General features: G+C 64.6%; 9 protein-coding genes. 6 read left to right on the forward strand and 3 right to left on the reverse strand.

The genetic code is table 11. The annotated features are described in order from the left end of the window. A partial coding sequence (locus H2509_RS08200) for an IS30 family transposase (RefSeq protein ID WP_182161583.1) occupies positions 1-956 on the reverse strand: 956 nt, incomplete at its 3' end. A gap of 432 nt (positions 957-1388) precedes the next feature. Here H2509_RS08200 and H2509_RS08205 point away from each other — a divergent pair. The 4 genes from H2509_RS08205 to H2509_RS08220 all read left to right on the forward strand — a co-directional run bounded on the left by H2509_RS08205 (position 1389) and on the right by H2509_RS08220 (position 9183). Next, positions 1389-2429 carry a DUF475 domain-containing protein gene (locus tag H2509_RS08205; protein ID WP_182164188.1) on the forward strand — a complete coding sequence of 347 codons (1041 nt, stop codon included), beginning with the start codon at positions 1389-1391 and terminating at the stop codon, positions 2427-2429. A 110-nt stretch (positions 2430-2539) separates the two neighbouring features. After that, on the forward strand, positions 2540-5866 hold the full coding sequence (locus H2509_RS08210; protein WP_182164190.1) for a transglutaminase family protein: 3327 nt from the start codon (positions 2540-2542) through the stop codon (positions 5864-5866). A 2-nt stretch (positions 5867-5868) separates the two neighbouring features. Continuing rightward, positions 5869-8271, forward strand: a complete 2403-nt coding sequence (locus H2509_RS08215; protein WP_182164192.1) for a circularly permuted type 2 ATP-grasp protein — start codon at positions 5869-5871, stop codon at positions 8269-8271. 9 nt (positions 8272-8280) lie between these two features. Beyond that, positions 8281-9183, forward strand: a complete 903-nt coding sequence (locus tag H2509_RS08220; RefSeq protein ID WP_182164194.1) for a transglutaminase family protein — start codon at positions 8281-8283, stop codon at positions 9181-9183. Here the strand turns inward: H2509_RS08220 and H2509_RS08225 are convergent, their stop codons facing one another. Continuing rightward, positions 9184-10035: a shikimate dehydrogenase family protein gene (locus tag H2509_RS08225; protein ID WP_182164196.1), complete on the reverse strand. Its 852-nt coding sequence runs from the start codon at positions 10033-10035 to the stop codon at positions 9184-9186. A 41-nt stretch (positions 10036-10076) separates the two neighbouring features. Continuing rightward, positions 10077-11969 carry a bifunctional sugar phosphate isomerase/epimerase/4-hydroxyphenylpyruvate dioxygenase family protein gene (locus tag H2509_RS08230; protein ID WP_182164198.1) on the reverse strand — a complete coding sequence of 631 codons (1893 nt, stop codon included), beginning with the start codon at positions 11967-11969 and terminating at the stop codon, positions 10077-10079. 687 nt (positions 11970-12656) lie between these two features. Between H2509_RS08230 and H2509_RS08235 the strand changes: the two genes are divergently transcribed. Both H2509_RS08235 and H2509_RS08240 read left to right on the forward strand, forming a co-directional pair. Further along, positions 12657-13904, forward strand: a complete 1248-nt coding sequence (locus tag H2509_RS08235) for a TolC family outer membrane protein (RefSeq protein ID WP_235974815.1) — start codon at positions 12657-12659, stop codon at positions 13902-13904. A gap of 873 nt (positions 13905-14777) precedes the next feature. Continuing rightward, the coding region (locus H2509_RS08240; RefSeq protein ID WP_182164202.1) for an Ig-like domain-containing protein at positions 14778-16207 on the forward strand (1430 nt) is incomplete at its 3' end.

The raw sequence follows: 16207 nt of genomic DNA on the forward strand, positions 1-16207 counted from the left end.
GGCGTCCTGAAGGCAAGGCATTTGCGCGGGGTATTGTTGTAGTGCTCGACCAACTGTCGGATTTGGCCTTGATCGATGGTTGCCAGATCCGACTTGCGCGGCAAGATCTTGCGCATGCGGCCGATGGCATTCTCGATGCCACCCTTCTGCCAGGGGGCGTGCGGATCGCAGAAGAAGGTGGCGAGGCCGAGCCTGTCCGTGAGTTCGAAATGCAAGGCGAATTCCGTGCCATTGTCGAAGGTGAGCGACCGGCGCAACAGGCGGGGCAGCGGACCGAAGCGCTGAACCAGGGCCTGGACGACGGCGCGCGCGGTCTTTCGCGACAGCCGATCGATGGTGAGGATGCGCGAGCTGCGCTCATGGGTGACCAGCACATACTGGCCATAGCGGGAAAAGGCCATGAGGTCGGCCTCCCAGTGGCCCGGCGTGGCCCTGTCGTCGGCCTCGGCGGGACGTTGGGCCAGCGGGCGGCGCAGCTTGATGAAGCTGACGGACGAGCCGCCGCGCAGGCCCAGGCGGCCCCTGCGGTTCTTGGCGCGCGGCAGTAGGCGGTGCCAGTAATCCTTTTGCGCCGAGCGGTGATAAACGAAGCGGTAGATGGACTCATGGCTGATGAGCGTGCCACCGTGCTCGCGCGCCAGCCGGCCGGCGATCTGTTCGGGTGACTGTCCCATCGCAAGGCGTTGCCTGACCATGTCGCGCAGCGCCGGCTGGCGTGCCAGCTTGTAGCGGGCATCCCAGCGCCGGCGCCGGAGGGCCAGTCCGTGCGCCCGTTCCCCGTCATAGCTGCCGCACCACTGCTTGGTCGGCCTGGCATTGCGCCGCAACTCGCGGCTGATCGTGGCAGCCGAACGACCCAGTTGCCGTCCGATCCAGCGCAGCGAGCGCCCTTCCCGGTGCCACAGCTCTATCTTTACCCGCTCCCGCAGGCTCAACTGATCGTAACTTTGTCCCATCGCGGCAACACCTTAGCAGGTGTTGCACTTGTTTCGTGAATTCAGCGGAACCAGTAAACATATGCGCCTAAGGCTAGACCTCCGGCGTTGGCGGTTACTGGATGCCCGGTCGAGCCGGGCATGACAGAGTGTGTGGGCGTGTTGGCGCAAGCACGACAGGGTGAGTGACCCCTCTGCGGCAACCTCTCGGATCGTCATACGCGGGCCTGATCCGCGTATCCATCCTGCGTTTCGCCTTGCCGCAGCCGCCCTATGGATCGCCGGGTCTGGGCCCGGCGAAGACGAGGGGAGAGGCAGCGCGGCCCATCCGGCTCCGCGTTATGTCGAAACACTTATTCCGCACCCGCCGTCTTGTTGCGGCGCATGTCGCTTCCTATCTCGAAGGACGCGCCGCGCGGGCGATCATGCGCATGCGGGCCCCGGATCTCCCGAATGACCGTAACCCTCCACTATTTCCGCTGGGCCATTCTGTTCACCGCGGTCGGCCTGGGGCTGGCTTACTGGCTCGGCGTGTCCAGCACGGATTCGCTTTCCGGCGGGGTCGGCTTCCTGCTCATCGGCGCGGTGCTGGCAGTGCTGGAAATCTCGCTTTCCTTCGACAACGCCATCGTCAACGCCAACCGGCTGCAGACGATGACGCCGGCCTGGCAGCGGCGCTTCCTGACCTGGGGCATCCTGATCGCCGTCTTCGGCATGCGGGTGGTGTTTCCGCTGCTGATCGTGGTGGTGGCGGCGGGGATCGGGCCGGTCGCGGCGATCCATCTGGCGGCCAGCGAGCCGCAGGAATATGCCGCGATCATCGGCGATGCGCATTTGTCGATCGCCGCTTTCGGCGGCACTTTCCTGATGATGGTGGCGCTTACCTATTTCGTCGATGCCGGCAAGGAAGTGGACTGGATCCGGTCGCTCGAATGCCAACTCAGGCGCTGCGCCTCGGTGCGCGGTCTTGAAATCGCCCTGGTGCTGGCGGTGATAATGGCCTTTGCGGCAATTCTTCCGGACCGGGATACCGCGACGTTCCTGTTCGCCGCCGTCGCCGGCCTGCTGACCTTTCTCGGCGTGGAAGTCATCGGCCACTTGCTCGACGCCTCCAGCCAGGCTGCCAACATGGCGAAGCAGGGCGGGGTTGGCGCCTTTCTCTATCTGGAAGTGCTGGACGCGTCCTTCAGCTTCGACGGCGTGATCGGCGCTTTCGCCCTGACGCAGAACCTGTTCCTGATCGCCATCGGCCTCGGCATCGGCGCATTCTATGTGCGCTCGATGACGATCATGCTGGTGGAGCGGCGGACGCTGGCGCAGTTCCGCTATCTCGAACACGGCGCCTTCTATTCCATCCTGCTTCTCTCCGTGATCATGTTCGCCCAGCTGATCTGGCACATCCCCGAACTGGTCACGGGACTGATCGGCGTCTGCCTGATCGGGCTGTCGCTGTGGTCGTCGATCCAGCACAATCGCCGGCAGTCTGCGGCCTGAAACGGCCAGGCAACAGGCATTTTCCATATCGTATTGCCTAAACAAAGTGATGGTGTGGCGTATTGAATTATGAAACGCTTGGGTGAACCTGTCCTTGCCCAAGCGGAACGATGTCGATCCTCGCCAGTATCCATCATCTGACGCATTACAAATACGATCGCCCGGTCACTCTGGGACCGCAGGTCATCCGCCTCAGACCAGCGCCGCACAGCCGCACGCGCGTCATATCCCATTCGCTGAAGGTCGGTCCCAAGGATCATTTCGTGAACTACCAGCAGGATCCTTACGGAAACTGGCTGGCGCGCTACGTCTTTCCCAATCCGGTGAGGGAATTCCGCATCGAGGTCGATCTTGTCGCCGACATGACGGTCTACAATCCCTTCGACTTCTTCGTCGAAAGCGAGGCCGAGCACTGGCCCTTCGCCTATGCGGAGGATATCCGCGACGATCTCGGAATCTATCTGAAGGCCGATGCCGCCGGGCCGAAGCTTGCGGAATTCCTCGCCGCGATCCCGCGCGAGCGGGTGCGGACCGTCGATTTCCTCGTCGCGCTCAACGCCATGGTCGCGCGTGAGGTCGGCTATGTGATCCGCATGGAAGCCGGCGTGCAGACGCCGGAGGAAACCTTTGAGCGTGGCACCGGCTCCTGCCGCGATTCAAGCTGGCTGCTGGTGCAGGCGCTGCGCCACATGGGCATCGCCGCCCGTTTCGTGTCGGGCTACCTGATCCAGTTGAAGCCGGACATCGTGGCGCTGGACGGTCCTGCCGGCACCGATCACGACTTCACGGACCTGCATGCCTGGGCGGAGGCCTATGTTCCGGGAGCGGGCTGGATCGGCCTCGATCCGACATCCGGGCTGCTGACCGGCGAGAGCCACATCCCGCTGGCCGCCACGCCGCACTATCGCAATGCCGCACCCGTGGCGGGAATGGCGAGCGCTGCCAGCGTCGACTTCAATTTCGACATGCAGGTGAGGCGGGTCGCCGAGCATCCGCGCATCACCAGGCCGTTTTCCGACGAAGCGTGGGCGGCGCTGGATGCGCTCGGCCGCAAGGTGGACGAGTCGCTGGCGCTTGGCGACGTCAGGCTCACCATGGGCGGCGAGCCGACCTTCGTTTCCATCGACGATTTCGAATCCGAGGAATGGAATACCGAAGCGGTCGGTCCGGCGAAGCGGGCGCTTGCCGACGAGCTGATCCGGCGGCTGCGCGAGCGCTTCGCGCCGGGCGGCTTCCTCCACTACGGCCAAGGCAAGTGGTACCCGGGCGAAACGCTGCCGCGCTGGACCTTTTCCCTCTATTGGCGGCGGGACGGCAAGCCGATCTGGAGCGATCCCGACCTCATCGCGCCGGAAGCGGGAGATGCCAAGGCGGGCATTGGTGAGGCGGAAGCCCTGCTTGGCGCGATCGCCGAGGAACTGGGAGTGGAGGCGGAGCATGTGGAGCCGGCCTACGAAGATCCGGCGGAATGGATCCTGCGCGAGGGCAATCTGCCGGAAAACGTGACGCCGGAAAATTCCAGGCTCGAGGACCCGGAGGAACGCAGCCGCATCGCGCGCGTCTTCGGGCGCGGGCTGACGGAGCCGTCCGGCTTCGTGCTGCCGATCCAGCGCTGGCAGTCGCAGAGCAGGGAAAGCCGCTGGCGTTCCGAGAAATGGAAGCTCAGGCGCGGCAGGATCTTTCTCGTGCCCGGCGACAGCCCGGTCGGCTTCCGCCTGCCGCTCGGATCGCTGCCCTACGTGCCGCCGTCGCAATATCCATACGTGAATATCGCCGATCCGACGGAACCGCGTGGACCGCTGGCGGACTTCCGCGCCGGCGATATCCGCCAGGAACGGCCGCAGGCGGCCGCTCACTTCACCGCCGCCGAGGCGACGCAGGAGGTCGTCGAACAGGAACTGGGGGGAGTGGAAGGGGCGGTGCGAACGGCCCTTGCCATCGAGCCCCGCGACGGGCGGCTTTGCCTGTTCATGCCGCCGGTCGAGCGGGTCGAGGACTATCTGGAACTGATTTCGGCGGCGGAAGCGGCCGCGCGGCGGCTGAAACTCACGCTGCATGTCGAGGGCTACGCGCCGCCGCCCGATCCGCGCATCAACGTCATCCGCGTCGCGCCCGATCCCGGCGTCATCGAGGTCAATATCCATCCGGCCGCAAGCTGGGACGACTGCGTCGCGACGACCGAGGCGCTGTACGAAGAGGCGCGGCAATGCCGGCTCGGCGCCGACAAGTTCATGATCGACGGGCGGCATACGGGCACCGGCGGCGGCAACCATGTGGTGGTGGGCGGCCAGACGCCGATGGACAGCCCGTTCCTGCGGCGGCCCGACCTGCTGCGCAGCCTGATCCTGCACTGGCAGCGCCATCCGAGCCTCTCCTATCTCTTCTCCGGTCTTTTCATCGGACCGACGAGCCAGGCACCGCGCATCGACGAGGCGCGCCACGACGGGCTCTACGAGATGGAGACGGCGCTGGCGCAGGTTCCGCACCCGTCCGAAGGCGAGCCGCCGTTTCCCTGGCTGGTCGACCGGCTGCTGCGCAACCTGCTGGTCGACGTCACGGGAAACACGCACCGGGCGGAGATCTGCATCGACAAGCTCTATTCGCCGGACGGGCCGACGGGGCGTCTCGGCCTGGTGGAGTTCCGCGGCTTCGAGATGCCGCCGAACGCGCGGATGAGCCTTGCCCAGCAGGTGCTGGTGCGGGCGCTGATCGCGCGGCTGTGGCATTCGCCGGTCGGCGGCAATCTCACGCGCTGGGGCACGGTGCTGCACGACCGCTTCATGCTGCCGCATTTCATCTGGGAGGATTTCCTGGACGTGCTGCGCGACCTGGAGCATCACGGCTTTGCGCTGCGGCCCGAATGGTACGAGGCACAGGCGGAATTCCGCTTCCCCTTCTGCGGTGCGGTGGAGTACGAAGGCGTGAAGCTGGAGCTGAAGCAGGCGCTGGAACCCTGGCATGTGCTCGGCGAAACAGGGGCGATCGGCGGAACGGTGCGCTACACGGATTCCTCCACCGAGCGGCTGCAGGTGAAGATGACGGCGGCCGATCCGGACCGCTATGCCATCGCCTGCAACCGGCGGCGGGTGCCGATGACGAAGACCGGCACGGGCGGCGAAGCCGTCGGCGGCGTGCGCTACAAGGCCTGGCAGCCGGCCATGGCGCTGCATCCGGCGCTGCCGGTCGACGCGCCGCTGACCTTCGACATCTTCGACAGGTGGAGCGGGCGGGCGCTCGGCGGCTGCGTCTATCATGTCGCGCATCCTGGCGGGCGCAGCTACGACACCTTCCCCGTCAACAGCTATGAGGCGGAGGCGAGGCGGCTCGCGCGGTTCGAGCCGAGCGGCCACACCCCCGGCCTTTACGAGCCGCCGCCGGAAATCCGCCACGGCGAGTTCCCGATGACGCTCGACCTTCGGCGTCCGGCGGGAGTTTGAGCATGACCGGGGCCAGTCTTCAGCAAGTCAGGAGTTTCGGCACGCTTCTGGCGGATTACCGTCCGCTGCCGGGCGTGGCCGACGAGTTGCTGGACGGGGCCGGGGCGATCCGACAGGCCTGGCTGCCGCTGCTGGATCACCTGTCGCGGCTCTCCCCGGCGGAGATGCAGCGCCGATTCAGCCGGGGCGACCAGTATCTCAGGGATGCCGGCGTCTATTTCCGCCAGTATGGCGAGGGGGCGGTGGCCGAGCGCGACTGGCCGCTCAGCCACATTCCGGTGCTGATCGCCGAGAGCGAATGGCGCACGATCGCGGCGGGGCTCGCGCAGCGCGCGGACCTGCTGGAGGCGGTGGTCGCCGATCTTTACGGCGAAAACCGGCTGGTCGCCGAAGGCCACCTGCCGGCGTCGCTGATCGCCACGAGCCCGGAATGGCTGCGCCCGCTGGTGGGCGTGAGGCCGCCTTCCGGCCATTTCCTGCATTTTCTGGCCTTCGAGATCGGCCGCGGGCCGGACGGCACCTGGTGGGTGCTGGGCGACAGGACGCAGGCACCGTCGGGCGCCGGCTTCGCGCTTGAAAACCGGGTGGCGACGGCCCGCATCTTTTCCGAGGTGTTCCGGCAGGCCAATGTCCACCGGCTGGCGGGCTTCTTCCGCTCCTTCCGCGAGGCGCTGATGTCGCTGCGCGGCGACGACGGCAGCCGCGCCGGCATCCTGACGCCCGGTCCGTGGAACGAAACCTATTACGAGCACGCCTATATCGCGCGCTATCTCGGCCTGATGCTGCTGGAAGGAGAGGACCTGACGGTGGAGAACGGCCGGCTGATGGTGCGCACGGTGGCCGGCCTGCAGCCGATCAGCGTGTTATGGCGCCGGCTCGACGCGTCCTGGGCGGATCCGCTGGACCTGAACGAGACGTCGCAACTCGGCACGCCCGGCCTTGTCGGCGCGATCCGGCAGGGCAATGTCGCCATGGTCAATGCGCTGGGCGCGGGCGTGCTGGAAACGCGGGCGCTGCTTGCCTTCCTGCCGCGCATCTGCGATGCCCTTCTCGGCGCCCGGCTTGCCATGCCGAATATCGCGACGTGGTGGTGCGGCCAGCCGACGGAACTGGCCCATGTGAAGGCGAATGCGGCGCAGATGACGATCGCGCCGGCACTGTCCACGGGCCTGCCCTTCGAGAGCGACGACATGCTGGCGCTTGGCGGCGAGGTCTGCCGCGACACGCCCGACCCGTTCGAGTGCTGGCTCGACGAAAACGCGGCCGGCGTCGTCGGCCAGGAGGCGGTGACGCTCTCCACCACCCCGGTCTATGAAGGGGGCAGGCTGGTGCCGCGGCCGATGAGCCTGCGGATCTTCCTGGCGAGGACGGCGACCGGCTGGCAGGCGATGCCGGGCGGATTCGCGCGGATCGGCGGGTCGAACGACGCGACGGCCATCGCCATGCGGCAGGGCGGCGCGGTGGCTGACGTATGGGTGGTCGGCGAAGGGCCGGTCGCCGAGGACACGATGCTGGCTCGGCCCTCGGACCCCTACATCCGCAACCAACCCGCCTTCCTGCCGAGCCGGTCGGCGGACAATCTCTACTGGCTCGGCCGCTATGTGGAGCGCACGGAAGGCATCATGCGCCTCGTGCGGGCCTATCACGGGCGGCTCGCGGAGACCGGCGATCCGTCGGTGCCGCTCATCGCCACCATCGCCAGGCATCTCGAATGCTATGGCGTGGAGCTGGAAAGAGGCATTCCGACGGCGCTGCTGCAGACGCTTTCGGCAGCCGTCAACAGCGCGTCCAAGATCCGCGATCGCTTTTCCGTGGATGGCTGGATGGCGCTGACGGATCTCGACAAGACGGCGCGGCGCATGGCGAATACGGTAACCGCCGGCGACGACGCGGCACGCGCCTTCAGCATCCTGTTGCGCAAGGTCACCGGCTTTTCCGGCCTCGTGCACGAGAACATGTACCGGTTTACCGGCTGGCGGTTCCTGACGATCGGCCGTTCGCTGGAACGCGCCCATGCCATGGCCGGGATGCTGGCCGCCTTCGCCGACCCGCAGGCGCCGGAAGGCGGCTTCGATCTCGCGATCGAGGTTGGCGACAGCACGATGACCCATCGCCGCCGCTATTCGGTGACGACGACCCGGGAAACGGTGGTCGATCTCCTGGCGCTCGACGCGATGAACCCGCGATCGATCCTCTATCAGCTCACCGTGATCCGCGATCAGGCGAACCTGCTGCCGGCAGCACAGGTGCACGGCCAGATGTCTGCGCTTTCGCGGGCGATGCTGAAGGTCCACACCGATCTTGCCCTGCAGACGCCGGAGACGCTCGACACGGCGGAACTGCTGCGCATCGGCGGGGAGATCGCCGCCCTTTCGGAGGGGCTCTCCGCGGACTACATGAGCTGAGGCGGTGCAATGCTCTACGATATCGGCCTCAAGATCCTGCACGAATACGAAAGCCCCGCCTCGGGCGGGCGGCACCTGCTGCGGCTGATGCCGGCGGATCTTCCCGGCGAGCAACGGCTGGTCGCCGGCCATCTCAATATCGAGCCGCAGCCGGCGGAGCGGCGCGAGGGAACGGATTTCTTCGGCAATCCGACGGTGGAGATCGCCTACCGGTTCCCGCATGACGAAATCCGCTTCGAGGTGCAGGCCCGCGTCGAGCGCCTCGCCGAGGCGCCGGTGCTGAACATGTCGCCCTGCCTTGGCGGGCTGGTGCGCGAGATCGGCTGCGTCCGGTCGCTCGGGTCGGAGGCGCCGATCCATTTTACCGGCAGATCCGACCGCGTGAGGCTCAACGCGGAGATGACGGCCTTCGCGCGCGAACTCGTCGGGCCGGACATGACCGTCGTCGATGCCGTTCGCGCGATCGGCACCGGGTTGCATGAGGCAATGCGCTACGACCCGGAAGCGACGACGGTGGAAACGACTGCGGAAGAGGCGTTCCGGCGCCGCCACGGCGTGTGCCAGGACTATTCGCACATCATGATTGCCTGCCTGCGCGGTATCGGCATTCCCGCAGGCTATGTCAGCGGGTTCCTGCGCACCATCGCGCCGGAAGGGCAGGCAAGGCTGGAGGGGGCGGATGCCATGCATGCCTGGGTGCGGGCCTGGTGCGGCGTGGAAACGGGCTGGATCGAGTTCGACCCGACGAATTCCATGTTCGTCGACACCGATCATATCGTGATCGCGCGGGGGCGCGACTATTCCGACGTGGCGCCGGTCAAGGGCGTGCTGCGCAGCGCGGGCCGCCAGAGCACCGATCATTCGGTCGACGTGGTGCCGGTCGCCGTTTCGAGAAAAATCAGCGCCGCCTGATCAATTCGCCGAATTCAGCAGGATATCCCGGACCCTGGCGGGATCGGCAAGCTTTACGCCGGAGAAATGCTCGAAGGCCTGGATGCCCTGGTGGAAATAGAGCTCGTAGCCGTTCAGCACATCGGCGCCGAGCGCCTCGACCTGGCCGATGAAGGTGGTGCGAAGCGGCGTATAGACCGCCTCGAAGGCCCAGCGGACCTGTCCGGACACGCCGGGGGGGAGGGGCGAGCCCGGCTTGCCGACCATGCCGAGGGGCGTGCAGTTGATCACCCCGTCATAGCCGTCGAGATTGCCGAGATCCTTCGGCGAATCCTGCCCGACCTGCATGGCCGGTTCCTCGCCGCCGCCGCGAAGCGCGGACGAAAGGGCTGCGATCTTGTCGGCGTCGCTGTCGCAGATATCGAGCCTGCCGCAGCCGAGGTTCAGCAAGCCGAAAGCCACGGCACGGCCGACGCCGCCCGCGCCGATCAGCAGGACGCGGCCGGGCTCTGTCGCGCCGAACCGGTCGCGATAGGCCGAGACGAAGCCGGTATAGTCGGTATTGAAGCAGCGCGGGCCTTCCGGCCTGAAACAGATCGTGTTCGACGAGCCGATCCGGGAAATCATCGGGTCGCCGGGCGTGACCAGCTTCGCCGCCGTTTCCTTGTAGGGATAGGTGACGTTGAGGCCGTTATAGCCTGCCTCCTCGCAGCGCTTCAGCAGGGCGTGGAACGGCAGGCCCTGCTCATAGGGGATCAGCAGGTCGTAGGCGACGTTGATGCCGCTGGCCAGGCCGCAGACGATATGCAGCGACGGCGAGCGGGTCTGCCTGATATTGTCGCCGATCAGGCCAAGGCGAAGGTTGCGGTCCATCGATTTCTTCCCAAGGGCCGATCCCGGCCACTGATTGAAGACTATTTTTTCGGCATGCCCTTGGGGCGGAGAAGGCGGCGCTGGGCCGCAATGCGGAACTGTGCATTCGCCGCGCCATAGCCGCGGTAATTGCCACGCCGCTCGACGATTTCAAAGAAGAAGCCTTCGCCGTAGATCGGGCTGTAGAGCTGGAAATATTCGCCGTCCTCCTCGCGGTCGTAGAGGATGTCGGCCTCGCGCAGCCGGTCGGCGAATTCCGGATCGAGGCCGAAGCGGGCCTCGATGTCGTCATAATAGTTGGCGGAAATCTGCAGGGGCCGGAAGCCGCAGGCGATCAGCTTCTCGCGGGTGAGGAAGATATCGTCGGAGGCGAAGGCGATGTGCTGGACGGCGGAGCCGAAATTCTCGGCGATGAAGTGACCGGCGAAAGTGCGCTGGTTTTCCGCGCCGTTCATCGTGATGCGGAAAGAGCCGGAGGCGTTCTCGATCGCCTGGCTGCGGACGAGACCGGCCGGATCCACCACGTCGACCATCGGCGTTTTCGCGGTCCGGAAGATCGAGGTGTAGAAGAGCGCCCAGGTGAGCAGCTCCTCGTAGTCCATCGTCTGGGCGAGGTGGTCGATCCGGGTGAGGCCGGCGCCGTTGCGGCCCTCGCCGTCCCCTATCGGCTGGAATTCGATATCCCAGACGCGGGCGAGATCCGTCTTGTCGTCGATGAAATGCATGATGCCGCCGCCGAGGCCGCGAATGGCAGGGATGCTGAGTTCGCCGGGGCCGACCGGTTGCTCGAAAATATCGGCAAGCAGATGCCGGGCGCGCTCGATGGTGGCGGCGGCGTCCTCCACCTTCAGGCCGATGTCGCAGACGCAGGTGCCGTGCAGGATATAGGCGGAATGGGCGAAGCCCTCCCGCTCCTTGTTGATGACGAGGTGGATGCCGCCCTGCTGCCAAAGCGTCACGTCCTTGGAGACGTGCTTGCCCGTCGGCGCGAAGCCGAGCGTGCGGAACATCGCCGCGAGTTCTTCGGCTTCCGCTTCATTGGCGGCGAATTCGACGAATTCGATGCCCTTCGGCTCGATCCGGTCGGGCATTGCCGGCAGGTCGATCTTCACGTCCGGCTCCAGCCGGCGCACCCGATCGGCGAGGTAGATCAGCGAGCGGTGGCCGTCGACGGCGATGGAACGGGGCGAGCCGCCGCGGAACTGGTCGTTGAAGATCTCCAGCGACAGGACGCCCGCGTAGCCGGTCGCGGCGACCGCGCGCAGGAAGTCGGTCACCGGCAGGTCGCCTTCGCCGGGCATGTTGCGGTAGTGCCGGCTCCAGTGCAGCAGGTCCATATCGAATTTCGGCGCGTCGGCAAGTTGCACGATGAAGATGCGGTCGGCGGGAATCGAACGGATCGAATCGACGTCGATCCTGCGGGCCAGCGTATGAAAGCTGTCGAGGATCAGGCCGATATCGGGATGATCGGCGCGGCGCACCACTTCCCATGCGTCGCGGTGGTCGTTGATGTGGCGCCCCCAGGCGAGCGCCTCGTAACCGACGCGCAGGCCCCGCCTTGCCGCCCGCTCGCCGAGTTCGTGGAAGTCGGCCGCCAGCCGATCGATACCGCCGAGGCTGACCGGCGAGACGTTGGAGCAGACCAGCATCAGGTCGGTGCCCAGTTCCTGCATCAGGTCGAACTTGCGCTCGGCGCGGTCGAAGGTGCGGGCGCGCTGCGGCTCCGGCATGCCCTCGAAATCGCGGAAAGGCTGGAAAAGGGTGATTTCCAGACCCTTGTCGCGGATCATGTTGCCGACGTCGCGCGGACTTTCGTCGAAGGCGAGGAAATCGTTCTCGAAGATTTCGACGCCGTCGAAGCCGGCGGCGGCTATCGCCGCGAGCTTTTCCTGGAACTCGCCACTGATGGAAACGGTCGCGATGGAGGTCTTCATCGCCTTGCCTTCCCGGCCTTCCCGGATGAATGGACGGCGCTGACGCAGAGGCCGTTTCTCCCGGTGAGGCTCATCATTTGCGAACCTGTTGGGGGTTCAGGATGTCAGCCGGCAGGAGACAAGGCAAATGGCAAAATCCCCGCCAAGTATAACCGGAGGTCATGTATCGGCTTTGATATTTGCCGTTTATGTCGTTGCCGTTTCGCGGCCAGAGTGTATCCCGGGAGTTCCGGCGCGGATTCCGAAGTTCGTTGACTGGTCGAAGCGACGAGGAAAGCCGTAAATTCAATAAAATGAATTCGAAAAATAAAATTGCCGGCTCGCAAAATCTATATCTTGATTTATTTGTATATATTTCATTAATGTATAGTCTATTTTAAAATAATGACGCTAGGTTAACTTTGCAAGATGTAGATATATATAAATAAGAGCAATTATACATTGATGTCTGCCTTACTTTATTTCTTAACATCACGATTTTTTGAATGTTCCCTCATTTCGTGCGCCCATGAGTTACGCACTGTAAGGTTGACCTGCGCGAAAATTGCCGCGCATAGTGCCGCGAGTCCGAGGTGGGAATTGGGGGACGCTTTGCGGAAGAGTTTGATTGGGGTGTGTGCCCGAAGGGTAAGTGTCGGCGCACCGCTCCGCGTGATCGCCGGCCTTGCATTGCTTGGCCTGGGCGAAATGTCCGCATCCGCCCAGAGTCTTTCGCAGGCCGTGGAGAACGCGGTGAACACGCGTCCCGTGGTCGAGGCGGCGCGCTCGCGTCATCGTGCCGCGGTGGATCGCATCGACTCCGCCCGCAGCGGATTTCTGCCGCAGGTCGATATCACGGCCGGCGGCGGCTACGAGGTGACCAACAATACGTCGACCCGCGCGCAGATCGAAGGCGGCTCGGAGGACCTCGGCCGCTACGACGCGACTATCGTCGGCAGCCAGTTGCTGTTCGACAATGGCGGCACCCGGTCGCGGACGGAGGCGGCCCGGTTTTTCGCGGAATCGGAGCAGCACGGTATCCTGTCGGCCGAAGAACAGCTCTCGTTCGACGTGACGCAGGTCTACCTGGCGGTGATCCTGTCGGAGCAACTGCTGCGGCGGGCGAATGACAATTATGCAGCGCTCAACCGGATTTCCAGGCTGGTGGATGCGCTGGTGCGATCGGGCCGTGCCCGCGAGGCCGACGCCATCCAGGCGCGTGCGCGGATCGCGGCCGCGCGCGAGGAAATCGCCCGGCGGCAGCGCGACCTCGATGAGCGCAGGGCACAGTTTCTCGAGGTGGTCGGGCAGAACCCGCGTAGCCTGAAGCAGCCACGACTCGGGCGCGGGCAACTGCCGGGCAGCGTGGAGCAGGCGCTCAATCTGGCGCAGCGGGTAAATCCTTTCCTGCAAAGCGCGATCTCGCGCGAGCGGGCGGCCGAGGCCGAAGCGCGCGCGACGGAGGAGCCCTTCCTGCCGCGCGTGACGTTCGATGTGACGGGCACCCTCGGGGAAAACCTTGGCGGCGTGCGCGGCGTGGACAATTCGGCTTCCGCCCAGTTGCGGCTGCGGTTTCCCCTCTATACTGGCGGCAGGGATACCGCCGACCGGCGGCGCGCTGTCGAACTGGCCGGCGTTGCCCAGCAGGAAAGGGGCGAAATCGCCCGCGAGGTTCGCGAGGCGATCCGACGGGCTTTCGCTCGCCTGAAAGGCGACCGTGCGCGCGTGCCGCCGCTTGTCGAGCAGGCAAGCGATACGGCGAAGGTCGTGGACGCCTATCTCGCGCAGTTCGAGCTTGGTCGGCGAAGCCTGTTCGACCTGCTCGATGCGCAAAGCGACCTCTACCGCTCCCAGGTGGCGCTTGACGAGGTGCGCATCCTTGCGCTCCAGGATGAATTCGAGCTGCTGGCCACCGTCGGGAACCTGCGCCAGAGCCTCTCTGTCGCGGCAAGGTAAGACACTGTCTTCAGGAGCGGTGCGGCGTCGGTTTATGCGGCCGCGTCGGTATCCGGCCCGGGGCGACTGCGCGAGGGGCCGCTCGCGGCTCCAGAAGCGCCCCGATCAGCCGGATGCGTCGCAATGGGTGCGCGGGTGCCCCGGCCGAAGAGGCAGATGACCCGGCCTTTCAAATGTCTGGCTTGCTGGCCGATTCTGGACTGGAAGCGGATCAGGGACCGGGTTTCCATACCGCGAAAGCGCGAATTCGCAATTCGATGACCGCAGGCGCCTTGCCTCTCTTGATTGCAAGAATTTCGAACTGATTTTTCTGGAATCCCAGATCAAGTTTTTGGTTATCTGCCTGAATTAAAAAATTTAATTCCCAAAAACAATTTTCTATTATTGGAAGAAGTGAATCTCAATTTCATTAAAGGTAATAAAATTGAATTCTGACTCAGTAAAAATCTTTAAAAATTAAGAAATTATTTTTAAATTAACCATAGGTATATTTAGATAATAAGGAAAATAGATTTTCGTAAATTCAGTTAATCACGGAATCGTGAGCCTATTTTTCGAAAAATATATTTCAAATTGTAGGTATCGGCCTTTCCTACCTTGCATTGGCGTGCTTTATAAATCGTTACTGCAGGATGCAGATTGCGAGCGATGTCGGGGCAGAAGGCTCACTGGGGTCGCGGTCGTGGGGTGAGGCTTGCGGTGCGGGTCTGCCAGCAGGGCCTGTCAAGGGCTCATGGCTATGCGTTTGCGCTGCTGTCTTGCGGTTTTTCAGTTTCCGCGACTTTCACGAGAGGTGGGTTCCTGGCGCCGGCGGGCCGGCGGCCTTTGACCACCGGGGTCGCGGAAGGCGCATTGCACGCGGAGTCCTAATTCATGGCAACGGTCGAGCTGGTACAGCAGGATGGATCCATCCGTCAGGTCGAGGTGGCGGGCGATGAGGCTCAGATCCGGGTCTCGCCGGGCGATGTCGTGAATGTGCCGGAAGGCGGAACAGCGAGCCTGCAGGTCGAGGGTGACGATCTCATCGTCAGCCTGCTTGAGGGGCAGGTGGTTCGCCTTCAGGACTTCTTCGCCGGATCCGGCGAAGAGGCGGCGGAGGCGCCGCGCGTCGTGCTGGGTGGTGAGACATTCGAGGCATCGGCGGAATTCCGGCAACAACTTCTCGAAGTCATCGGATCGGCCGATGAGGATGCGGGAGCGACGGGCTCGATTACCGGCTCCATCCCGCTTTCCGGCTATTCGCGGATCCCGGGCTTCACCGACGAGATTTCCGACCCTGCCGAGATCGGCCTGTTCTCGCCTTCGCTGACGGGCGAAGGGCTTGATTTCCTTGATGCCCCTGCGGACGCCGAAGGCGCGCAAATCGCGCAGAGCACCGTTCAGGTCACGGATTTCAACGAGGCGCCGGTCGCGGTCGCCGATGCAAATTCGGCGACGGAAGACGGCCCGGCCATTGCGGGCAACGTACTGACCAACGATACGGATTCGGACGGCGATACGCTTTCGGTCAGCACGGTTTCGGCCGGCGGAGCACCGGTGGCGGTGGGTGCTGCGACGGTGATTGCCGGCGCCTATGGCACGCTGACGATCAACTCGGACGGCAGCTACAGCTATGTGGCCGATCAGGCCGCGGCGCAGGGGCTGGGTGTCGGCGAGGCGGTGGACGACGTCTTCACCTATGAAGTGTCGGACGGAAACGGTGGAACCGACACGGCAACGCTGACGGTGACGGTGACGGGTGCGAATGACGCCCCGGTGATCACCTCGTCCGCCTCGTTCTCGGTCGACGAGAACACGACCGCCGTAGGAACGGTTGCGGCGACCGACGCGGACACGAATGACACCGTCAGCTATTCGATCAGCGGCGGTGCCGATGGGGCGCTGTTTACGATTGATGGCGCGACGGGCGAGTTGAGCTTCATTGCGTCGCCCGATTTCGATGCGCCGGGCGATGCCGGTGCCGACAATGTCTACGAGGTCGAGGTCACGGCATCGGACGGCAATGGCGGCACGTCGGTGCAGACGATTTCGGTGACGGTCGGCGACGTCAACGAGGCGCCGACGGACATCACGCTGTCGAATGCGAGCGTCGAGGAGAACTCGACCAATGGCACGGTGGTCGGCACGCTGGGCGCCGCCGATCCGGATGCGGGCGAGAGCTTCACCTATACGCTGCTGGATAATGCCGGCGGGCGCTTCGCCATTGTCGGCAACGAGCTTCGCGTGGCGGATGGCGGTTTGCTGGATTTCGAGACGGCCACCAGCCATCAGGTGACCGTGGAGGTCGAGGACAGCGCCGGCAA

Source organism: Stappia albiluteola (genome assembly GCF_014050225.1).
GTDB lineage: Bacteria > Pseudomonadota > Alphaproteobacteria > Rhizobiales > Stappiaceae > Hongsoonwoonella > Hongsoonwoonella albiluteola.